Source organism: Photobacterium sanctipauli (assembly GCF_003026495.1).
GTDB lineage: Bacteria > Pseudomonadota > Gammaproteobacteria > Enterobacterales > Vibrionaceae > Photobacterium > Photobacterium sanctipauli.
The window spans coordinates 85592-106366 of the sequence record NZ_PYMA01000007.1 but is presented as its reverse complement, the minus strand read 5'-3'; the positions used below and the strand labels follow the sequence as shown (position 1 = coordinate 106366).

The window sequence follows — 20775 nt, the reverse complement described above, 5'->3', positions numbered from 1 at the left end:
GCCTTGGAAGGTTTTTCGACCAGCCGGTATTAAAGGATGTGGCCCTTAATGGCGTCGTCCTTACGCGCGAGGTAGTGGGTCGACTTGATACGGCGGATAGTGCGGCACTTACCACGGATCAGCAGGGTCTCGGTGGTCGCGATATCGCCCTGGCGGCTGATACCGTCAAGCAGATCGCCCTTGGTGATACCCGTACCGGCGAAGATAACGTTGTCGCTTTGCGCCATGTCTTCCATGCGAAGCACCATGTTGGTCTCGATGCCCATTTCTTTACAGCGGGCAATTTCGCTTTCGCCGTGCTCGCGGTTTTCTGGGGTATCGCCTTTGACTTCGTGACGAGGAAGCAGGCGGCCGTGCATGTCACCGCCTAGCGCGCGAATGGCCGCTGCCGACACCACACCTTCAGGTGCGCCGCCGATGCAGTACATCACGTCCACTTCGCTGTCTGGCATACAAGTTAGGATAGAAGCGGCCACGTCACCGTCAGGGAAAGCGAATACGCGCACGCCCATTGCCTGCATTTCAGCGATGATGGCATCGTGGCGAGGCTTGGCCAGCGTGGTAACAACCAGGGTATCCAAGGTTTTGCCCAGCGCGGCTGCGATGTTCTCAAGGTTTTCAGCCAGCGGCTTGGCAAGGTCAATCGCGCCCTTGGCCGCAGGGCCAACAACCAATTTTTCCATGTACATGTCAGGGGCTTTTAGGAATGAGCCTTTCTCGCCAGCTGCCAGTACTGCCAGTGCATTGTTCTGACCCATGGCCGTCATGCGGGTACCTTCGATTGGGTCAACCGCAATATCTACCGCGTCGCCGCCGGTACCGACTTGCTCACCGATGTAAAGCATTGGCGCTTCATCGATTTCACCTTCACCGATAACAATTTCACCTTCGATCTCGGTTTGGTTTAGTAGGGTGCGCATAACTTCAACAGCTGCGTTGTCAGCTGCAATCTTGTCGCCGCGGCCAAGCCATTTGTAGCCTGCAAGTGCTGCACCTTCAGTGACACGGGAAAATGCCATCGCCAAATCGCGTTTCATGGTAACTCCAGAAGTAGAAATCAGTGGGGTGTAAATTCTGGCGGCGATTCTACCACAGCTCTCAGTGAAACGTTTGCGCTAAAACAAAAATCTTCTGTGAAAAGGGGCAAATTCGTGCTGGTATCGAAGGATCAGGCATGAAAAAGGCCTGCATGTGCAGGCCTTTGGTGTTACTCGCTAGGGGGGATGTTAGATGTCGTCTTCAGCCGCCCAGCCTTTGGCGCACTCGACGGCACGCTTCCAACCGCGGTAGCGGCGGTTACGCTTGTCGTCATCTGAACAAGGTAGGAACTTACGGTCGATCTCTGCCTTGTTTTTCAGCTCATCAATGCTGCCCCAGAAGCCTACCGCCAAGCCGGCAAGGTAGCCCGAGCCCAGTGCCGTTACCTCAGTCACGACCGGACGGTGTACTTCGGTGTCCAGCAGATCTGATTGGAACTGCATCAAGAAGTTGTTGGCAACCGCACCGCCATCCACGCGCAGTGAAGCCAGGTTGATGTTGGAGTCAGCCTGCATTGCATCCAATACATCGCGGGTCTGGTAGGCAACACTTTCCAGCGTCGCACGAATGATGTGGTTGGAGTTAACGCCACGGGTCAAGCCGACAATCGCGCCACGGGCATACGGGTCCCAGTATGGTGCACCCAGTCCGGTAAAGGCAGGTACGACGTAAACGCCATTGGCACTACCGACTTTTTCGGCAAAGTATTCTGAGTCTTTGGCATCATCAAGCAACTTCACCTCATCGCGTAGCCACTGGATAGAAGCGCCGCCCATAAATACCGCGCCCTCCAATGCATAGGCCACTTCGCCTTTCGGGCCACAAGCTAGGGTGGTGAGCAGGCCGTTGTGCGAGGTGACTTTATCCTTGCCGGTGTTCATTAGCAGGAAGCAGCCCGTGCCATAGGTGTTTTTCGCCTGGCCGGCTTCCACACACATTTGGCCAAATAGCGCGGCTTGCTGGTCGCCCGCGATACCGGCGATTGGGATACGGGTACCGCCCTTACCACCGATGTTGGTTTGGCCGTAAACTTCTGATGAAGACTTCACTTCCGGCATCATCGAGAGCGGGATATCCAGAGCTTTCAGCAGCTTCTCGTCCCATTCCAGGGTATTGATGTTGAATACCATGGTACGCGAGGCATTGGTGTAGTCAGTTACGTGAACGCGGCCCTGGGTCATCTTCCAAATCATCCAGGTATCCACCGTACCGAACAGCAGGTTGCCGGCTTCTGCTTCCTCGCGTGCGCCTTCTACGTTATCCAGGATCCACTTGATTTTGGTACCCGAGAAATAAGGGTCAACCACCAAGCCGGTGTTCTCGCGGATATACTCTTCCAGGCCCTGGGCCTTGAGATCTTCACAGGTATCAGCCGTACGGCGGCACTGCCATACAATGGCGTTGTAAACAGGCTTGCCGGTATTTTTATTCCACACAATGGTGGTTTCTCGTTGGTTGGTAATACCGATGGCAGCCACTTGGTCTGAGCTGATCCCGGCTTTTGCCAGCGCCTCAACCAAGGTAGAGCTTTGCGTTGCATAAATTTCGAGAGGATCATGCTCAACCCATCCCGCTTTCGGATAGATTTGGGTGAATTCGCGTTGTGACGAGCACACAATGTTGGCGTTGTGGTCAAGCACAACGGCACGTGAGCTGGTGGTACCCTGATCAAGTGCGACAATGTATTTTTGCTCTGTAGTCATGACGGTTTCCTCTAATTGTCATTATATAAGGGTAGTAGAGAGGTATTCTTTTCTTAAGTCTTAGGCGTTAGCCGCTGCGCTTTCATCAGTGTCTTCGCACTGGTTCGGCAGTGTACATTTATTGCCAGGCAGGTAGGCACCGACGGCTTTCGGGTATAGCCAGCCACCAAATGCTGCCCCCATGATTGGCGCTAAGATAGGGACAATCATATACGGAATGTCTTTACCGCCTGTCAGGGCCATGTCACCCCAACCGGCAAGGAATGCAAAGAATTTAGGACCGAAATCACGGGCCGGGTTCATGGCAAAGCCGGTTAGCGGCCCCAGTGAACCACCAATCACCGCAATCAGGATACCGATAAGCAATGGCCCCATTGCACCGCGTGGGGCACCGTTCTTTTCGTCGCCAATGGCAAGAATGGCAAACATCAGTACCGCCGTGATCACGAATTCCACTGCGAATGCGCCAACAAACGACAGGGCTGCATGCGGGTAGGTCGAGAAGATCCCGGCTGTGGCAAGGCTTGCCTCGCTACCACGAACAATACCATTGGCAGCTTCATAGTCGCTGAACAGGTTGCTGTACAAGCCATAGATCAAGGCGGCGGTACAGAAGGCCCCGAGCAGCTGCGCGGCGATGTACGGCAGGACTTTTCGTTTATCGAAGCCGTGAAAAAGGGCAAGGGCAATGGTGACGGCTGGGTTGATATGGGCGCCGGATACGCCGGCGGTGCAGTAGATCGCAATGGCGACACCCAGGCCCCACATGATGCTAACTTCCCACTGGCCGAATTCGGCGCCAGTCAGTACGAGGGCGGCCACACAGCCGACCCCGAAGAAAATCAGCAGCCCGGTGCCGATAAACTCAGCGATACACTCGCCGAGCAACGTATGCTGTTTTTGCGTAGTCATTGTTCAGTCCTTTTGTTTAATGTCGTAGGGGTATTACTTTCTATTTTTTATGGCTAGGTAATTTACTCTAACTACAAACAAAAGAAATGAAACTGGGTGAAAAGTGTGCGTTCGAGCATAATTTCTTTTCATTGTTTGAGCGTTCGCGCAAACGGTTGCTAAGATCGCCGAAGCAACTGTTGCAAATGGAACAGAAATTGCTCAATAGAAGATTTTTGAAAGGATTTATATGTAAGGTGTTGTATATGAATAAAAAATCCGACCTAAAAAGGTCGGATGTGCCAGATGGGCAAGTTCTTGGATAAATCCAAGAGAGATACGATCAAAATGAAAATTAGCATGCCGCCGCTGCATTAAAATAGAGTTTGATCGCAATTTTACGCATTTGCCCCCGAGGTAGCAGGGCATTTATCCCGCTTGGTTGGATCTTGCTCAATTGGGCGGTGGTGGCAACGAAGCGGGCGGGTATGAAGGGGGCTGCCTCTGCCGGTGCGAGCTGGGTGAAAGGCAGAAAGCAAAAAAACTATCAGAATTGGGTGAATTTTACTCATTTGCCACAAAGCGGGATTTTTGTGGGTGTCAGACCGCGATAGGGTCGTTAGAATAGGTGGCATAGAATCGTAAACATGCCTGTGGGAAATTGCCTTAATGGTTAGGGCAATCAGATAGGCTGAGAACAGGTGAACAATATGTCATTAGAAATGTTGGAAAAGCTGGAAGCCAAAGTACAAATGGCTGTTGATACAATTTCTCTGCTACAGATGGAAATTGAAGAACTAAAAGAAAAAAACGATAGCCTGGCAAGCGAAGCACAGGAACTGCGTTCGGGTCGCGAAGCACTAGAGCAGGACAACCACAAGCTACGCAACGACCACGCTGCATGGCAAGAGCGCGTTCGTGCGCTGCTAGGTAAAATGGAACACGTAGAGTAAGTGTTGCTTGCGGGCGGTGGCGAGTGCCCTAGCCCTTACCGAACACAAAAAAACAGAGCCGGCCGGCTCTGTTTTTTTATCTGTAACTGTCGGTAGGCATTAGCCTATTCGATATCTAGCGGCTCCGGCGATAGGATCACCCCGGTGTTGTCGGCATAGATATGATCTTCCGGCAGGAAGGTCACCCCGCCGAAGTTGACTGCAACGTCCACTTCACCAATACCTTGCTCATCGGCGCCGACAGGAATGGAAGCCATAGCATGGATACCCACTTCCAACTCGTCGAGATCATCGACATGGCGGACACAGCCATAAATGATTAACCCTTCCCACTCATTGTTGGCAGCAAGCTGGGCAAGGTCGGCATCAACCAGTGCCCGGCGCAACGATCCCCCGCCGTCAATAAGCAGCACCCGGCCTGCGCCGTTTTCTTCCAGCACCGAGCGGATGACCCCGCTGTCCTCGAAGCATTTGATGGTGGTGACTTGGCCGCCAAATGAGCTACGGCCGCCATAAGAACTGAACATAGGTTCGACCACGTCGACCTTGTCGAGGTAGATGTCGCATAGTTCGGACGTATTGTATTCCATAAGCGCGTTTCTTCTTGTGGCAATTGAAAAGGGGTGACAGCCAGCGCCCGGTAGGACGATTCTTGGCTTAACTTGTTGAAAGTATAATCAGTTAGCTGCGCTTCACACAAGTAAAATGCGTTGAAGCACAGCCCTTGCACTAAGCGGCTGCCAGTACGACGCCAGCGGCAAAAAGCAAGTTGGTAAGCAGGGCGCATTTAACCATGGTCGCCATCATCGGGCGTAGCGCCGCGCCATCTGCCGATTGCATCACTTGCTTGCCATGCTTAAATAGCAACGGCGCGCTGAGGATAAACAGCCAACCAAACGGCGAATGCAGCTCTAGCAGGGCAAACAAAGCCAGGCAAACCACGCTGCCTGCTAACAGGAATAGGTGGTACTTGCGACCCCACTCCGGTCCCATGCGGACCGCCAGTGTCAGCTTGCCGCAGGCGCGGTCGTTGTCGATATCGCGCAGGTTGTTAATGTTCAATACACCTACTGCCAGCAAGCCACAGGCGGTGGCCGGCAGCATAATAATCGAGTCGATTTGGCCCGCCTGCAGGTAGTAGGTACCTGCGACACCAAGCCAGCCGAAGAACATCAGCACCGACAAATCTCCCAAGCCACGGTAGCCGTACGGCTTGTTGCCCACGGTATAGGCAATCGATGCGGTTATGGCCATCAAGCCGAGCAGCATGAAACCGAACATGTCTTGCAGGTTGTCGGTGGCCAGGAAGATCAGGCTAAGGCCACTGACTGCCGTGAGCACGATGTTGAGGATCATGGCCTTTCGCATGGCTGCCGGCGTGACCAGCCCAGACTGGATGGCACGCTGCGGCCCGAGGCGCTGATCGTTATCCGTGCCCTTGACTGCATCCCCGTAGTCATTGGCCAAGTTGGATAAAATTTGTAGTAAAAGAGCGGTTAGCAGGGCTAGGCCCGCAACCAATGCAGAGAAACTTCCTTGCCATCCTGCTACTGCACTGCCACAAACAATTGAGGCGATGGCTAACGGCAGAGTTTTAGGACGTGCTGCGTCTAGCCAAATTGCGAGAGAAGATGATTTCATAATGTCGGTCTTTAGCGAGTGGACTCAATTTATGGGCTATTATGGCTGAACTGAATTATTGGGCAACTTTATCGCCATAATGTTTGTTTGAGAACAAAAAAACGGCGCCACAAAGGCACCGTTTGGCTGTTGGTTGGTAGAAACTGCTACCTTGCTTATAGGATGAAGCGGCTCAGATCTTCGTCTTCGACCAGTTCGCCCAAGCGGGTGGTCACATAGTTTTCGTCAATGATGATCTTATCACCGGATTTCTCGGTGGCATCGAAAGACAGCTCTTCCATCAAGCGCTCCATCACCGTGTGCAGGCGGCGGGCACCAATATTCTCGGTAGTCTCGTTCACTTGCCATGCCGCGTCGGCCAGTTTGTTGATACCGCTTTCGTCAAATTCGATATCCACCGACTCGGTCGCCATCAGCGCCTTGTACTGCTCGGTCAGTGAGGCATTTGGCTCGGTTAGGATACGCTTGAAGTCGTTGCTGGTTAGTGCTTCCAACTCAACACGGATTGGCAGGCGGCCCTGAAGCTCAGGGATCAGATCCGACGGCTTCGCCACCTGGAAGGCACCAGAGGCAACAAACAGGATGTGGTCGGTTTTCACCATGCCGTGCTTGGTCGAGACCGTGCTGCCTTCAACCAGTGGTAGCAAATCGCGCTGGACACCTTCGCGAGATACATCCGGGCCCGACGACTCGCCGCGCTTACAGATCTTGTCGATTTCATCAAGGAAGACGATACCGTTATTCTCAACCGCGAAGATTGCCTGTTCTTTTAGCTCTTCCTGGTTAACCAGCTTGGCTGCTTCCTCTTCGGTTGCCGCCTTCATCGCGTCCTTGATCTTCATCTTGCGCTTTTTGGTAGTGTTCCCCGCCAGGTTTTGGAACATGCCCTGAAGCTGGTTGGTCATGTCTTCCATACCCGGAGGGGCCATGATTTCCACACCCATTTGCGGTGCCGCGATTTCAATCTCGACTTCTTTGTCATCCAGCTTGCCTTCGCGCAGCTTCTTGCGGAACGACTGGCGAGCCGATGAGTTGTTGTCGGCTTCTTCGTTTTGGCCCCAAGCATCGCGTGCCGGTGGCAGCAGGATATCCAGAATACGATCCTCTGCCAGCTCTTCGGCGCGGAAACGGACTTTCTCCATGGCCTGCTGGTGGGTCATCTTCACGGCAACATCGGTTAGGTCGCGGATAATCGTCTCGACTTCCTTACCGACATAGCCCACTTCGGTGAACTTGGTGGCTTCCACTTTGATGAACGGCGCGTTGGCCAGCTTGGCCAGGCGGCGGGCAATTTCGGTTTTACCCACACCGGTTGGGCCGATCATCAGGATATTTTTTGGCGTTACTTCAACACGCAGCTCCTCAGGCAGCTGCATGCGGCGCCAGCGGTTACGCAAGGCAATAGCAACGGCGCGTTTGGCTTTGTCTTGGCCGATAATATGGCGGTCAAGCTCATGAACGATTTCGCGTGGCGTCATCTCAGACATGGCGGTTCCTTATTTTGCGTCTAGCTCTTCAATGGTGTGGTGGTGGTTGGTGAATACACAGATGTCGCCTGCAATCTTCAACGATTTTTCTGCGATCTCACGGGCGTCCAGATCGGTGTTTTCCAGCAGGGCGGTGGCCGCTGCTTGGGCAAAGTTACCGCCTGAGCCAATGGCGATCAGGTCGTTTTCAGGCTGAACCACATCACCGTTACCGGTAATGATCAAAGAGCCGGTTTCATCGGCCACGGCCAATAGGGCTTCCAGTTTGCGTAGCATACGGTCGGTACGCCAGTCTTTGGCCAGCTCGACTGCTGATTTCAGCAAGTGGCCCTGATGCATTTCCAGCTTGCGCTCGAAACGTTCGAATAGGGTGAAGGCGTCAGCAGTGCCGCCAGCAAAGCCTGCTAGAACTTTGTTGTTGTATAAACGGCGCACTTTGCGAGCGTTACCTTTCATTACGGTGTTGCCTAGCGATACTTGGCCATCACCTGCGATAACGACTTTACCGTTACGACGAACAGATACGATAGTTGTCACGGTTTTACCTCTTTGTGTCTTTCCGGCTCATGCCGGTGTCGGTCTATCTAATACTTGGGGGTCGTGGCCGGGACTTTCAAGGGCAGAAACAAGAAAAGGATGCGGGCGCATCCTTTTCGGGTATATTCAGGCTGGTCTGGCGATTACTCCCAGAACCAGATGGCACAAGGCTCGATACCGGCTCGGCGCAACTGGTTGCGATCGCTTTCTGCTTTGCGTTTTTGCTGGTAGGGGCCAAGCACGACGCGGTACCACTTGCCTTTCTCGCCTTGGCTGACCTTGATTTGGCTGGTCATGCCCTGGAAGGCGATCATGGCCTTGCGCTCTTCCGCCTGGCTCTCGCTGCGGTAGGCGCCGCATTGCATTAGGTAAGGGCGGGTTGGTGCTTGCTCTTTCTTGGCTTCCACCTGCACTTCTTTGTTTTCCAGCTCTTCGATATAGCGCCACTTTTCCTCTGGCTTTGGCGGCAGCGGCTTAGGTTCGGCTTTTGGCTTAGGCTGAGGTTTTGCAACCGGTTTCGGTGCGGTTTTAACGGGCTCGGGCTCTGGTTGGGCCGGTGCTGGCGTCGTCGAGAGGTAGTAAAGACCATAGCCGAGGCTAGCGACCAAAATCACGGCAATGGTTGCCCATTTGAATGGAAAACCCGCTGAAGGTGGTGCTTTGCGACTGTTACGCGTTGTTTTTTTCGGCGAGCGGCCGCGCTTTACATAATCTTTGGTTGCCACGGTGATGATCGGTCGTTGGGAAGAACAATGGCACTATGTTACAAACTTGCCCCTGAACTGACCAGTGTTGTGTGCACAGTGAGCGCAGATACTTACAGGGAATAACATGGTTTTTGTGAGCTTATGCCCAAAACATAAGCTCATCAGTCGCTTGGGGGGTTAGTTTGCTGGTGGCGCCGCACTTTCGCGGATCACCAACTTGGCATCGAGCAGGCGCGAACCTGACGAGATCTCTTTACCCTTCAGCATATCAAGCAGCATCATCATTGACTGGCGGCCAATTTCGTAGCGCGGCTGGGATACCGTGGTTAGCGGTGGATCGCAGTACTCGGCAAACTGGATGTCATCGAAGCCGACAATCGACAAGTCTTGCGGTACCTTGAAACCAAGGCGCTTGGCCTGTTGCATGGCACCGATAGCCATGACGTCGTTGTGGCAAAGCAGTGCCGTTGGCGGCTCAGGCAGCGAAAGCAATGCAGTGACCGCACGGGCGCCCGCGGCGAAACTAAAGTCACCTTTAACCGTGTAAGCCGGGTTTAGCTCAACCCCCGCTCGGCGCAAAGCTTGCTGGTAGCCTTGCGAGCGGAACTGGCACAGTGCCGCGGTATCCGGACCGGCGATTTGGGCGATGCGCTTGTGGCCCATTTGCGCCAGGTAGTTCACTGCTTCAAAGGCCGCGGTCAGGTTATCGATGTGGACGGTTGGCAGCTCAAGCTCTGGGGCGAACTCGCAGGCCATGACCATAGGCGGTAGGTTTTTTTGCTCTGGCTTGCTGACATCAAAGGGCAGGTCGGTACCGAGCAGTAGCATGCCGTCGGCTTGCTTGGTGAAAACCAAGTTGACGAAAGAGTTTTCGCGGCTCTTTTGTTGCCCGCTATCGCCAAGCAAGACCAGGTAGCCATGCTCCATGGCTGCTTCCTCAATACCGCGGATGATTTCTGTAAAGTAAGGATCACAGATATCAGGCACGATAGTGACGATGGTTTTTGATTCGTTGCGACGGAGATTCCTAGCCAGTGAGTTGGGTGAATAGCCAGCATCCATGACAGCCTGTTCAACCTTTTTACGAGTTGACGCTGACACTTTTTCCGGGTTCATCAGGGCACGGGAAACCGTGGCCGTCGACACACCGGCAAGCTGGGCAACATCCTTCATTGTCGCCATAATTGCAGTTCCTCTCTATTTATATTTCTCTCTTTGACCGCTGGAGGATCATGGCCAAATCGGGCAGACACCTGTACCAGCGAGCCTGTTATTGTAGGCTGTCTGCACAGGATTAAACATGCTTAAAATAGCATAAATTACATTCAAGGTGTGACGTGTGTCGCATTGTTCATTTTAAGTTAAATCTTGCGGTTCGACATCGATCGACCAGCGAATTTTCTTGGCCAGCGGCAAAAGCTGGATTGCCGGTTTGGCAATACTCAGCAACTGCTGCAAGGTCTTGCGATCCGGTGCTTGTAGCAGCAATTGCCAGCGATAGCGACCGGCCCGGCGTGCCAGCGGGGCCGGGTTGGGGCCCATCACCATGGTTTCCTGGCTGAAGATTGGGCTTGATTCGAAAATACCGCGAACCTGCTGCAAAAATTGCTCAACTTGATCGCTTTGGTTGGCTTCTGCCCGGAACAGGGTGAGGTAGGTATAAGGGGGCAACCACGCCTGCTTGCGCTCGCGCAGCGCATCGGTGGCAAAGTGGTCGTAACCCTTGTGCAGCAGCGATTGCAGCAAGGCATGCTCCGGGTGGTGGGTTTGCAATACCACTTCCCCCGGCTTGCTTGCCCGGCCAGCTCGCCCCGCCACCTGGATAAAAAGTTGCGCCAAGCGCTCGGCGGCACGAAAGTCGTTGCTGAACAGGGCGCTGTCGACATCAATCAGGCTAACCAGCGTCACGTCGGGGAAATGGTGCCCCTTGGCCAGCATCTGGGTGCCGATCAGTATCTGGTACTCGTTGTTGCGGATAGCCTCCAGGTAGCCCTCTAAGCTGCCCTTGCGGCGGGTGCTATCGCGGTCGATACGGACGGCCTTGAATTCGGGAAACAGGGTTGCCAGCTGCTGTTCTAACTGTTCGGTGCCCACGCCCACCGCGTTGAGCTGGGTCGAGCCGCAGTTGCCGCATTGGGGCATGATTGGGCGCTGGGTCGCGCAGTGGTGGCAGCGCAGTTCGCCGCTTTGCTGGTGGAAGGTGTAGTAGGCATCGCAGCGCTTACACTCGGCCAGCCAGCCGCACTCATGGCAGATTATCGCCGGTGAATAGCCCCGGCGATTAAGGAACAGCATGACTTGGTTGCCCGCTTCCAAATGCTTGCGCATCCTGGCGATCAGCGGTGCTGATAGCCCCGCATCCAAATAGAGCCCCTTGACGTCCAGCACCCCATGGCGCGCCGACTGTGCTTGCCCGGCACGGCGGGTCAGGGTGAGGTGGTGGTACTTGCCGCTCTTGGCGTTGTGGAGGCTTTCCAATGCCGGGGTCGCCGAGCCGAGCACGACCGGGATATTCTCGCGGTTGGCGCGCATCACCGCCAGATCGCGGGCGTGGTAGCGTAGGCTGTCCTGCTGTTTGTAGGAGGCATCATGCTCTTCATCGACAATGATGATCCCCAAATTGGCAAACGGGGTGAACAGGGCGGAGCGGGTACCGATAATGATGCCTGCTTGGTTATCGCGCCCCGCCAGCCAGGCGGCCAACCTTTCACTGTCGTTCAGGCCCGAGTGGATGGTTTCCAGCGGCACATTGAAGCGGCGGCGAAAGCGGTTGATGGTTTGCGGGGTCAGGCCAATTTCAGGGACCAAAATCAGCGCTTGCTTGCCCGCGGCCAGTACCGGCTCCAAAAGGTTGAGGTAAACCTCGGTTTTGCCCGAGCCGGTCACGCCTTCTAGCAAGTAGCAGCCAAAGTCCGGGTTCGCGTTCACACTGGCAATCGCCAGGGCCTGCTCCTCGTTGAGCCGCGGCTTTTCTTCGGTGACGGCGAAGTTGCGTAGCCAGTGCTTATGGGCCGGCTTTTCCGCGACGGTTTCAATCCAGCCTTTGTCTGCCAAGGTCTTCAAAATGGCTGTACTGACTTCTTCTGCCAACAGCGCCTCGTGGCTCACCTTGCCTTGACGCAGGGCATTGAGCACCTGTACTTGGCGCGGGGCACGTTTGAGCGCCGTAATAGGTTGCTCTCGGCCTTCATGGGTGAGTTGCCACATTTTCAAGCTCGAGGGGGAGGCTTCGCGCCCCTTGCGCAGCAGGGTCGGCATTGCATTGGCAAGGGTATCGCCGAGCGGGTATTGGTAATAGCCGCTGGCCCAACCTAGCAGTTTGAACAAGGGAGGCTGCCATAGCGGCGACGCGTCCAGCACCGCCGTGAGCGGCTTGAGCTTGCCGATTGAAAATTCTGAGTTGTCAGTGATTGCGGTGACGATACCAACATGTTGCTTGGGGCCAAAAGGCACCTTGACCCGACCGCCGACCACCGGATTTTGGTCGGGCTTGATGAGGTAATCAAACTGTTTATCAAGGGGAACAGGAAGGGCCACTCGGGCAATGTTGGGCGTCATATTTAACCGCAAGATCCGCATGTACTAAGATAAAGAAGTGTACCTTGCTAAGCCGCTAGCAGCAAAGCGGTGAAAAAAGGAGCGTATCTGTTGATCTGGGAGGGACGATTGATTACTATACGCCGCCTGAATTCGGCGTATTGGCTTATTTGCTGCCGTTACGCTTACTGTTATTAACGACGTGTGGTGCCCGGCTTTGGATCGGGAGAGCGACACGGCCTTACTATTGAGGTTATCCCATGAAACAAGGTATCCACCCACAGTACACTCAAGTTAACGCTCGTTGTTCTTGCGGCAACACTTTCGTATTTAACTCTACTATGGGTAAAGACATCAACCTTGATGTTTGCGACAAGTGTCACCCTTTCTACACTGGTAAGCAGCGTCAGGTTAGCACTGGTGGTCGTATCGACAAATTCAACAAGCGTTTCGGTGCTCTTTCTAGCAAGTAATTGCCAGAAACTGTTGAAAGAAGAGGGATGCTACGGCGTCCCTTTTTTATATCTATTTTTTATATGACTTAACTGCCTGCTGGCATGCCTCCCAAATTGCTGGGCCAATATATTCATTGGCAACCCCCTTCTTTTTTGAGATAACCCAACAACTTTACCGGCTAGAGTGAACGTCTTAACTATTGGCGATGCGGGTTGAAAAATAATCCTCTTATCAATCAGAAGCTAGACGAGGCGCAATTTCTTCTTCCTATCAGTTACTTGACTATTCCACTCAAGAATTATTGGAATGACCAGATGTTCGGTGCTAGGATTTTGTGCTGCTATAGAATATGATCCACTTCTAAATTCCAAAATAAAGTCACCTCCAGTCAGGATTCCGAACACTATGTCTGAAGATTTTCGCCAACAAGCGTTGCACTACCATGCCTACCCAGTACCAGGAAAAATTGCCGTTGAGCTAACCAAGCCGGCCGATACGGTTGAAGATCTTGCCCTTGCCTATAGCCCGGGCGTGGCTGAGCCAGTCCGTGAAATCGCACAAAATGCTGAGAATGTGTATAAGTATACGGGTAAGGGCAACATGGTTGCCGTGATCACCAACGGTACGGCGATCCTCGGCCTGGGTAACCTTGGTCCATTGGCCTCCAAGCCGGTAATGGAAGGTAAATCGCTGCTATTTAAACGCTTTGCTGGCCTAGACTCGATCGATATCGAAGTTAAGCACCGCACTATCGACGAGTTCGTTGATACGGTGGCTAACATTAGCGATACCTTTGGTGGTATCAACCTTGAAGACATCAAGGCTCCTGACTGTTTCGAAATCGAAAAACGCCTGATTGAGCGCTGTAACGTGCCTGTGTTCCATGATGACCAGCACGGTACTGCGATCGTTACCGCTGCGGGTATGCTGAACGCTCTTGAGCTTCAAGGCAAAGAGATTGGCGAAGCGGTGATCGTTTGTCTAGGTGCCGGTGCTGCGGCTGTCGCTTGTATGGAGCTGCTGATCAAATGCGGTGCCCAGCGCGAGAAAATCTACATGCTTGACCGTAAGGGGGTGATCCACACGCGCCGTGACGATATCAACGAGTACAAGCAGCTGTTTGCCAACAACACCGACAAGCGTACTTTGGAAGATGTTATCGAGGGTGCGGATATCTTTGTGGGTGTATCTGGTCCGGATCTGCTTTCACCGGAAGCGCTGAAGCTGATGGCGGCCAAGCCTGTGGTATTTGCCTGTTCTAACCCGGATCCTGAAATCAAGCCAGAGCTGGCCCACGAAGTTCGTGATGACCTGATCATGGGTACTGGCCGTTCTGACTACCCGAACCAAGTTAACAACGTGCTTTGCTTCCCGTTCATCTTCCGTGGTGCATTGGATGTTCGCGCCAGCCAGATCAACGACGAAATGAAATTGGCGGCGGTATCGGCAATTCGTGAATTGGCCAAAGAGCCAGTGCCGGCAGAAGTTGTTGCCGCGGCCGGCGCCGATAAGCTGGAGTTTGGTGCTGATTACATCATTCCAAAGCCAATGGATCCGCGCCTGCTTCCACGCGTTGCTAAAGCGGTTGCCCAAGCTGCGATTGACTCGGGCGTTGCACAAATTGAGATGTCTGTGGGTTACATGGAAAGCTAAGTTTCCGTTGCCCGAAAACAAAAAAAACCAGCCGCGGGCTGGTTTTTTTGTGTCTGCTCAACGCGAGCGGGCTTACTCGTCAATCTCTTCGTATTTGATGCCCATTTCTTCCATCAGCGCCTTGGCTTCGGCTGGCAGGTCTTCCGGGCGATCCTTACGGATATCTTCATCGGTTGGCAGGGGCTGGCCCGTGTAGGCGTGCAAGAAGGCTTCGCACAGCAACTCGCTGTTAGTTGCATGGCGTAAGTTGTTGACTTGACGGCGCGTACGTTCGTCGGTCAAGATTTTTAGTACCTTCAATGGGATCGAAACAGTAATTTTTTTTACTTGCTCGTTTTTCTTACCGTGTTCCGCGTATGGACGGATGTATTCCCCATTCCACTCTGCCATTGTTAACCTTCTCAGCGATATTAGATTGAAAAAATATAATGAGGGTGAATTCTAGCCGGATTTACTGCCATAAGCAAAGACATATAGACGTCTAGAAGTGTTGACGTCTTTGTTGAATGTGGTTATGTTGTTGCGTAAACGTTATTCGCAGCAGGGTTTTGCCCGCCGACAAGGAAAGTAATATGAGTGATAAGAAGCTTGCCACTATAGCCGTTCGTACTGGCATTGAGTCAGATACCCAGCACAACGCTGTTGTGCCGCCGATCTACCTGACATCAACCTACAGCTTCCCACAATTGGGTGAGCTTCCACAATACGATTATTCCCGTTCTGGTAACCCGACCCGTAATATGCTCGCAGACGCACTCGCTGAACTCGAAGGCGGTGCAGGCGGGGTAGTCACCAGCTGTGGTACCGCCGCGATTAACCTGTTGGCGTCGGCGTTGCTTGGCCCGGGTGACTTGGTGGTTGCGCCACATGACTGCTATGGCGGCACTTACCGCCTGTTTAACACCCGCGCCAACAAGGGTGACTTCAAGGTGCTGTTTGTTGACCAGACCGATCCGGAAGCGTTGGCTCAGGCGCTGGCGCAAGAGCCGAAGCTGGTCTGGGTTGAAACCCCGTCTAACCCACTGTTGCGCATTGTCGATGTCGAGGCGCTGTGCCGCGACGCTAAGCAGCATGGGGCACTCGTCGCTGTCGATAACACCTTCCTGTCGCCAATCCTCCAGCAGCCGATTTCATTGGGTGCTGACTTTGTTATTCACTCGACCACCAAGTACATCAACGGCCATTCGGACGTGGTTGGCGGGGTGTTGATTTCCAAAGATGCCGAGCAGGCTGAAGAAATTGCCTGGTGGGCGAACTGTATTGGCGCGACAGGGGCACCGTTTGATGCTTACCTGACCCTGCGCGGCCTTCGTACCTTGGCACCGAGAATGCGCTTGCACGAAGAGAACAGCGCCAAGATCCTGGCCTACCTCCAGCAACAACCGCTGGTTGGCCAAATTTATCACCCGAGCCAGCCTGAGCATCCAGGGCACGAGATTGCAATCAAGCAGCAGAAGGGCTTCGGCTCGATGCTGAGCTTTGAAATTGCTGGCACCTATGCGCAGCTAGAAACCTTCGTCCATGGTTTGAAGTTCTTCTCGCTGGCGGAGTCTCTGGGGGGCACTGAAAGCTTGATTTGCCACCCGGCAAGCATGACCCACCGTGCGATGTCGGACGAGGCACAGGCTGAAGCGGGCCTGAAGCCATCCTTGCTGCGCCTGTCGGTTGGCCTTGAAGATGCCGATGACTTGATTGCAGATCTGGATCAGGCATTCAAACAAGCGGCGGAGGTGGCCGAATGACACAAGTCGCCCCGCGCCAGCTGCATAAGTTTGGCGGCAGTAGTTTAGCCGACCCGGAATGTTATCGCCGCGTTGTTGAAATTTTACGGGAATACTCCGGCGAGAACGATTTGGTTGTTGTGTCGGCTGCCGGCAAAACCACCAATAATTTGATCCAATGGGTCGAGCTGCTGGAAAAAGACGGCCGCCAAGCCCATGAAACCTTGCAAGCGCTACGCCAGTTCCAGCAGCAACTGATTGAATCATTGCTAACCGGTGAGCTTGCCGATGATTTGCAGACCCAGTTGCACCTTGAGTTGGCGGAGCTTGCCCGCCTTGGCGAGAGCCCGCTAACCGAGGTTGATATCGCTTATGTACTGGGCCATGGCGAGCAGTGGTCGGCGCGCTTGTTGGCAGCGCTATTGAGCCAGCAAGCCATGCCTGCGACGTCGCTCGACTCAAGAACATTCCTGCGCGCCGAGCGTGCGGCACAGCCTGAAGTGGATCGTGCCCAGTCTTGGCCGCTATTGAAGGGCCAGCTGGCCCAGCATAACCAGCACCGTATCGTGATCACCGGTTTCATGGCACAGAACAACGCGGGCGAGACGGTACTGCTTGGCCGCAACGGTTCGGATTACTCCGCAACCGTGATTGGTGCCCTAGCAGAGGTGTCCAGGGTCACCATTTGGAGTGATGTGGCAGGCGTTTACAGTGCCGACCCCCGCAAGGTGGGCGATGCATGCCTGTTGCCTTTGCTCCGGCTGGATGAGGCCAGCGAACTGGCTCGCTTGGCGGCTCCTGTGCTGCACAGCCGTACGCTTCAGCCGGTTGCACAGAGTGCAATCGACTTGACCTTGCGCTGCAGCCACCAGCCGGAATCGGGCTCAACCCGGGTTGAGCGGGTACTGGCCTCCGGTCGTGGTGCCAAGATCATTACTTCGCTGGACGATGTCTGCCTGATCGAGTTGGATGTCGCGCGCTCCCATGACTTTGCCCCGATTTTGGCCGAGCTTGAGCGTCTCTTGCAGCGTGCCCAGTTGCTGCCGCTGGCACAATATGCCGCGGCGGATAAGGGGCAGATCCAGCTTGCTTACACTGCCGAGGTGGTCAACAGCGTGCTTGCCCTACTGCAAGATAGCGGTATTGCTGCCGAGCTGAAATTGCGTGATGGTTTCTCGTTGGTTGCAGCCGTCGGTGCCGGTGTGGTGAACAATGCCGTTCATTGCTACGGCTTCTACCAGCAGTTGAAATCGCAACCGGTGGAGTTTATTACCGAGTCGGATTCGGGGCTGAGCTTGGTGGCAGTATTGCGCCAGGCCGATACCGATAATTTGATCCAGCAAATCCACCAGAACTTGTTCCAGGCCCAGAAGCGTATCGGTTTGGTGCTGTGCGGCAAGGGCAACATCGGCAGCCGTTGGTTGGAGCTATTCGAGACCGAGAAGGCGGTACTTGAGAAGCGCCACGGCATGAGCTTCACCCTGGTGGGCGTGATTGATAGCCGCCGCCACTGGATTGATTTTTCCGGTATTGCCCCGGCTGATGCGTTGTCAGCCTTTGATGACGAGGCCGTTGGCTATCAGGGTGACGAGTGGCTAACCACGTTGCAGAACCATTCCTATGATGATGTGATTGTGCTCGACGTGACAGCAAGCCAGGTATTGGCCGAGCGCTATCCGCAGATCGCGGAAAGTGGCTTGCATCTGATCTCGGCTAACAAAGTGGCCGGCTCGGCATCGGGCGAGCAGTACCACAAGGTTATCGATGCGTTTGCCAAGAGCAGCCGCAATTGGCTCTACAACGCAACGGTGGGGGCGGGCTTGCCGGTCAACCATACCGTGCGTGATTTGTCGGAAAGCGGGGACACCATTATTGCCTTGTCGGGTATTTTCTCCGGCACGCTGTCGTGGTTGTTCCAGCAATATGATGGTTCTATGCCGTTCTCGCAGCTTATCGAGCAGGCTTGGCAACAGGGGCTGACCGAGCCAGATCCCCGCCACGATCTCGACGGTAGTGATGTGATGCGCAAGCTGGTGATCCTGGCCCGCGAGTCGGGCCTGACGCTGGAGCCTGAGCAGGTGAAGGTCGAAACTCTGGTACCGGAGCAGCTTGCGGACCTGACGTTGGACGGTTTCTTCGAGCAGGCGTCGGTATTGGACGAGCAACTGTACGAGCGATTGGTCAAGGCGCAGAAGGAAGGCAAGGTACTTCGCTATGTTGCCCGCTTGGATCGCCATGGCAAAGCCGTGGTTGGGGTCGAGGCGCTGCCAAGCGAGCATGCCCTGGCCAACCTGCTACCTTGCGATAATATCTTTGCCATTGAGAGCCAATGGTACCGCGATAACCCGTTGGTGATCCGTGGGCCGGGCGCCGGTCGTGATGTGACAGCCGGTGCGCTGCTGTCGGACATCAACCGTTTGGCAACGATGTTGTAGTAAAACCGCAAAGAGGGTTTGGCTGATTAATGGTTGCTTTAGTAGCGATAAAAACTGGACAAAGCCCTGCCGATAGCGAATTGCGTCGCCTGTTAAGGTGCTGGTACTAAAGCCTGCTGCTCGCAGGCTTTTTGCTTTTCGCCAATGTTGCAGTTTCTTCAACATCAAGTTGAAAAATATTCATGATCATCATGTTGACATTAAATTGGTTACAAGACATTCTGTAGACATATAGACGTCTAAACGGTTATTTGAGACGTGAAGTTTAGGGAGAGGCCACAGGGCCATTAAGTAGGAAGGATTGCATTATGGGTTATTCACACGCAAGCCATTTGGATGCGCTAAACCAGAATATTGCTGATATTAACGGCGACATCAACGTTTCATTTGAGTTTTTTCCGCCGAGCAGCGAGAAGATGGAACAGACCCTATGGAATTCTATCCACCGACTAAAGACGCTTAAGCCTAAGTTTGTCTCGGTGACTTACGGTGCCAACTCCGGTGAGCGTGACCGTACCCACTCCATTATCAAAGACATCAAAGATCAAACAGGCTTGGTGGCAGCGCCGCACCTGACTTGTATTGATGCCACCCGCGATGAATTACGCACGATTGCCCGCGACTACTGGAGCAACGGCATCCGCGATATCGTTGCCCTGCGTGGCGATCTTCCAGCCCAAGGCGTTAAGCCGGATATGTATGCGGCGGATCTGGTCGAGCTGCTGCGCGCCGAAGCGGATTTTGATATTTCGGTTGCGGCTTACCCTGAAGTGCACCCTGAGGCCAAAAGTGCCCAGGCCGATCTTATCAACCTTAAGCGCAAGGTGGATGCGGGTGCTAGCCGTGCCATTACCCAGTTCTTTTTTGATGTAGAAAGCTACCTGCGTTTTCGCGACCGCTGTGTGGCGGCGGGTATCGATGTTGAAATCGTACCGGGGATCCTGCCGGTTTCGAACATGACGCAAGCCAAGCGATTTGCGGGTATCAACAATGTGAAAATCCCACATTGGATGGAGAAGCAGTACGAAGGGCTGGACGACGATTTGCTGAGCCGCCAGATGGTAGGGGCGAGCAACTCGATTGACATGGTGCGCATCCTTAGCCGCGAGGGCGTGAAGGACTTCCACTTCTACACCTTGAACCGTGCCGAGTTGACCTATGCAATTTGCCACACTTTGGGCGTACGCGCAGCTGCGCAATAAGCGCCACAAACCATAGGCAAGAGACAAAAGAAAAGCCGCTGTATCAGCGGCTTTTTCGTTTTTGCTAGCTTAATAGCCCAGAGAATGGGAATTAAAGAGCGATTGGGCTGTTAGGCGCATCCATCTCTTTAAGTTCAACCAGCACTTCCTCTGCCCAGTTAATCCACGCCTGGCGGTTGTGGATAGCACGGCGTAGGGTTAGGCGGTCAAGGCGAGATTGGCGATCCATGTTCTGGTAATCGGCGAAGTGTACCTTCTCCATCTCGTTGTAGTGGCTGATCAAAGTGTGAGACTCTTCGATTAGCGCTTCTAGCTGGTGTTGCATTGGCTCTGAGTTGTAAACACTGCAAACAACCAATTTAGCCGAGAACTCGTCACGGATAGTTGGGTTGCGTGCAGGCTCTTGGAACCATTCGAACAGGGTCTGGCGGCCTAACTCGGTAATTGAGTAAACTTTACGGTCTGGCTTGCCTTCCTGCGGTTCAAGCTTGCAGGTCACCTGATCGTTACTGGCCATTTTGTTTAGCTCGCGGTACACCTGCTGGTGGCTCGCCTTCCAAAAGTAACCAATACTGTGGGAAAATTCTTTCGTGATATCGTAACCGGTTGCGTCGCGACTGCTCAGCACGGTTAATATAACATGTGGTAGTGACATCTCTTCTATCCGTTAAAATACTACAAAAATATAGAAATCAATCAGACTAACGTTACCCTTCGCTCTTTGGCGTTTTTATAATCGTCTTGTTGCAGTGCCCGATCGAGATCACGTAGCATACACATCAATGTGCTATTTTTCGACACCAGAGAGTGATAT

At 53.8% G+C, this 20775-nt stretch carries 18 protein-coding genes; 6 read left to right on the top strand and 12 right to left on the bottom strand.

The genetic code is table 11. The features are described 5' to 3' along the window. Window positions 1-29: 29 nt before the first annotated feature. The 3 genes from glpX to C9I98_RS12880 form a co-directional block, all read right to left on the bottom strand. Entirely contained in the window at window positions 30-1037 is a 1008-nt protein-coding gene (gene glpX, locus C9I98_RS12890) for a class II fructose-bisphosphatase (RefSeq protein WP_107272054.1), read from the bottom strand. Window positions 1038-1226: 189 nt separating this feature from the next. Beyond that, window positions 1227-2741 (bottom strand): glycerol kinase GlpK, encoded by a 1515-nt coding sequence (gene glpK / locus C9I98_RS12885; RefSeq protein ID WP_036822375.1) that lies wholly within the window; start codon window positions 2739-2741, stop codon window positions 1227-1229. Between the two features lie 60 nt (window positions 2742-2801). Continuing rightward, entirely contained in the window at window positions 2802-3653 is an 852-nt protein-coding gene (locus C9I98_RS12880; RefSeq protein WP_036822377.1) for an MIP/aquaporin family protein, read from the bottom strand. Between the two features lie 689 nt (window positions 3654-4342). On the opposite strand from C9I98_RS12880, the gene zapB reads away from it, so the two are divergent. After that, a complete protein-coding gene (gene zapB / locus C9I98_RS12870) occupies window positions 4343-4585 on the top strand; it encodes a cell division protein ZapB (RefSeq protein WP_036819921.1) in 243 nt (80 codons plus the stop codon). A gap of 104 nt (window positions 4586-4689) precedes the next feature. Here the strand turns inward: zapB and rraA are convergent, their stop codons facing one another. The 7 genes from rraA to priA all read right to left on the bottom strand — a co-directional run bounded on the left by rraA (window position 4690) and on the right by priA (window position 12515). Next, window positions 4690-5175 (bottom strand): ribonuclease E activity regulator RraA, encoded by a 486-nt coding sequence (gene rraA, locus C9I98_RS12865; protein WP_036819923.1) that lies wholly within the window; start codon window positions 5173-5175, stop codon window positions 4690-4692. 139 nt (window positions 5176-5314) lie between these two features. Beyond that, window positions 5315-6226 carry a 1,4-dihydroxy-2-naphthoate polyprenyltransferase gene (locus C9I98_RS12860; RefSeq protein WP_036819925.1) on the bottom strand — a complete coding sequence of 304 codons (912 nt, stop codon included), beginning with the start codon at window positions 6224-6226 and terminating at the stop codon, window positions 5315-5317. A 155-nt stretch (window positions 6227-6381) separates the two neighbouring features. Beyond that, window positions 6382-7713 (bottom strand): ATP-dependent protease ATPase subunit HslU, encoded by a 1332-nt coding sequence (gene hslU / locus C9I98_RS12855; protein WP_036819927.1) that lies wholly within the window; start codon window positions 7711-7713, stop codon window positions 6382-6384. Window positions 7714-7722: 9 nt separating this feature from the next. After that, window positions 7723-8250: an ATP-dependent protease subunit HslV gene (gene hslV, locus C9I98_RS12850; protein ID WP_036819929.1), complete on the bottom strand. Its 528-nt coding sequence runs from the start codon at window positions 8248-8250 to the stop codon at window positions 7723-7725. 143 nt (window positions 8251-8393) lie between these two features. Further along, on the bottom strand, window positions 8394-8975 hold the full coding sequence (locus C9I98_RS12845; RefSeq protein WP_036819931.1) for an SPOR domain-containing protein: 582 nt from the start codon (window positions 8973-8975) through the stop codon (window positions 8394-8396). A gap of 159 nt (window positions 8976-9134) precedes the next feature. Next, entirely contained in the window at window positions 9135-10139 is a 1005-nt protein-coding gene (gene cytR, locus C9I98_RS12840) for a DNA-binding transcriptional regulator CytR (RefSeq protein WP_036819932.1), read from the bottom strand. A gap of 174 nt (window positions 10140-10313) precedes the next feature. Then, on the bottom strand, window positions 10314-12515 hold the full coding sequence (gene priA, locus C9I98_RS12835; RefSeq protein ID WP_107272092.1) for a primosomal protein N': 2202 nt from the start codon (window positions 12513-12515) through the stop codon (window positions 10314-10316). 239 nt (window positions 12516-12754) lie between these two features. On the opposite strand from priA, the gene rpmE reads away from it, so the two are divergent. Together rpmE and C9I98_RS12825 are read left to right on the top strand one after the other, a co-directional pair. Beyond that, complete coding sequence (gene rpmE, locus C9I98_RS12830; RefSeq protein WP_036830929.1) at window positions 12755-12967, top strand: 50S ribosomal protein L31; 213 nt, start codon at window positions 12755-12757, stop codon at window positions 12965-12967. Window positions 12968-13355: 388 nt separating this feature from the next. Further along, a complete protein-coding gene (locus C9I98_RS12825; RefSeq protein WP_036830931.1) occupies window positions 13356-14603 on the top strand; it encodes a malic enzyme-like NAD(P)-binding protein in 1248 nt (415 codons plus the stop codon). 72 nt (window positions 14604-14675) lie between these two features. Here the strand turns inward: C9I98_RS12825 and metJ are convergent, their stop codons facing one another. Further along, window positions 14676-14993 (bottom strand): met regulon transcriptional regulator MetJ, encoded by a 318-nt coding sequence (metJ, locus tag C9I98_RS12820; RefSeq protein WP_036830933.1) that lies wholly within the window; start codon window positions 14991-14993, stop codon window positions 14676-14678. 182 nt (window positions 14994-15175) lie between these two features. Between metJ and C9I98_RS12815 the strand changes: the two genes are divergently transcribed. The 3 genes from C9I98_RS12815 (at window position 15176) to metF (ending at window position 19961) form a co-directional block, all read left to right on the top strand. Beyond that, window positions 15176-16345, top strand: coding sequence for an O-succinylhomoserine (thiol)-lyase (locus C9I98_RS12815; protein ID WP_036830935.1), 1170 nt, complete (start codon window positions 15176-15178; stop codon window positions 16343-16345). Further along, window positions 16342-18759, top strand: a complete 2418-nt coding sequence (locus C9I98_RS12810; RefSeq protein WP_107272052.1) for a bifunctional aspartate kinase/homoserine dehydrogenase II — start codon at window positions 16342-16344, stop codon at window positions 18757-18759. Before C9I98_RS12815 ends, C9I98_RS12810 begins: the two co-directional genes overlap by 4 nt. Before the next feature lie 308 nt (window positions 18760-19067). Next, a complete protein-coding gene (gene metF, locus C9I98_RS12805; RefSeq protein ID WP_036826392.1) occupies window positions 19068-19961 on the top strand; it encodes a methylenetetrahydrofolate reductase in 894 nt (297 codons plus the stop codon). 91 nt (window positions 19962-20052) lie between these two features. Here metF and C9I98_RS12800 read toward each other — a convergent pair whose 3' ends face one another. Next, window positions 20053-20616, bottom strand: coding sequence for a PadR family transcriptional regulator (locus tag C9I98_RS12800; protein ID WP_036824934.1), 564 nt, complete (start codon window positions 20614-20616; stop codon window positions 20053-20055). Window positions 20617-20775: the final 159 nt, after the last annotated feature.

Excerpts from the sequence above, each read along its gene's own strand:
- glpX (WP_107272054.1), bottom strand. The coding sequence starts at position 1,037 with ATGAAACGCGATTTGGCGATGGCATTTTCCCGTGTCACTGAAGGTGCA.
- glpK (WP_036822375.1), bottom strand. The coding sequence starts at position 2,741 with ATGACTACAGAGCAAAAATACATTGTCGCACTTGATCAGGGTACCACC.
- C9I98_RS12880 (WP_036822377.1), bottom strand. The coding sequence starts at position 3,653 with ATGACTACGCAAAAACAGCATACGTTGCTCGGCGAGTGTATCGCTGAG.
- zapB (WP_036819921.1), top strand. The coding sequence starts at position 4,343 with ATGTCATTAGAAATGTTGGAAAAGCTGGAAGCCAAAGTACAAATGGCT.
- rraA (WP_036819923.1), bottom strand. The coding sequence starts at position 5,175 with ATGGAATACAATACGTCCGAACTATGCGACATCTACCTCGACAAGGTC.
- C9I98_RS12860 (WP_036819925.1), bottom strand. The coding sequence starts at position 6,226 with ATGAAATCATCTTCTCTCGCAATTTGGCTAGACGCAGCACGTCCTAAA.
- hslU (WP_036819927.1), bottom strand. The coding sequence starts at position 7,713 with ATGTCTGAGATGACGCCACGCGAAATCGTTCATGAGCTTGACCGCCAT.
- cytR (WP_036819932.1), bottom strand. The coding sequence starts at position 10,139 with ATGGCGACAATGAAGGATGTTGCCCAGCTTGCCGGTGTGTCGACGGCC.
- priA (WP_107272092.1), bottom strand. The coding sequence starts at position 12,515 with ATGACGCCCAACATTGCCCGAGTGGCCCTTCCTGTTCCCCTTGATAAA.
- rpmE (WP_036830929.1), top strand. The coding sequence starts at position 12,755 with ATGAAACAAGGTATCCACCCACAGTACACTCAAGTTAACGCTCGTTGT.
- C9I98_RS12825 (WP_036830931.1), top strand. The coding sequence starts at position 13,356 with ATGTCTGAAGATTTTCGCCAACAAGCGTTGCACTACCATGCCTACCCA.
- metJ (WP_036830933.1), bottom strand. The coding sequence starts at position 14,993 with ATGGCAGAGTGGAATGGGGAATACATCCGTCCATACGCGGAACACGGT.
- C9I98_RS12815 (WP_036830935.1), top strand. The coding sequence starts at position 15,176 with ATGAGTGATAAGAAGCTTGCCACTATAGCCGTTCGTACTGGCATTGAG.
- C9I98_RS12810 (WP_107272052.1), top strand. The coding sequence starts at position 16,342 with ATGACACAAGTCGCCCCGCGCCAGCTGCATAAGTTTGGCGGCAGTAGT.
- metF (WP_036826392.1), top strand. The coding sequence starts at position 19,068 with ATGGGTTATTCACACGCAAGCCATTTGGATGCGCTAAACCAGAATATT.
- C9I98_RS12800 (WP_036824934.1), bottom strand. The coding sequence starts at position 20,616 with ATGTCACTACCACATGTTATATTAACCGTGCTGAGCAGTCGCGACGCA.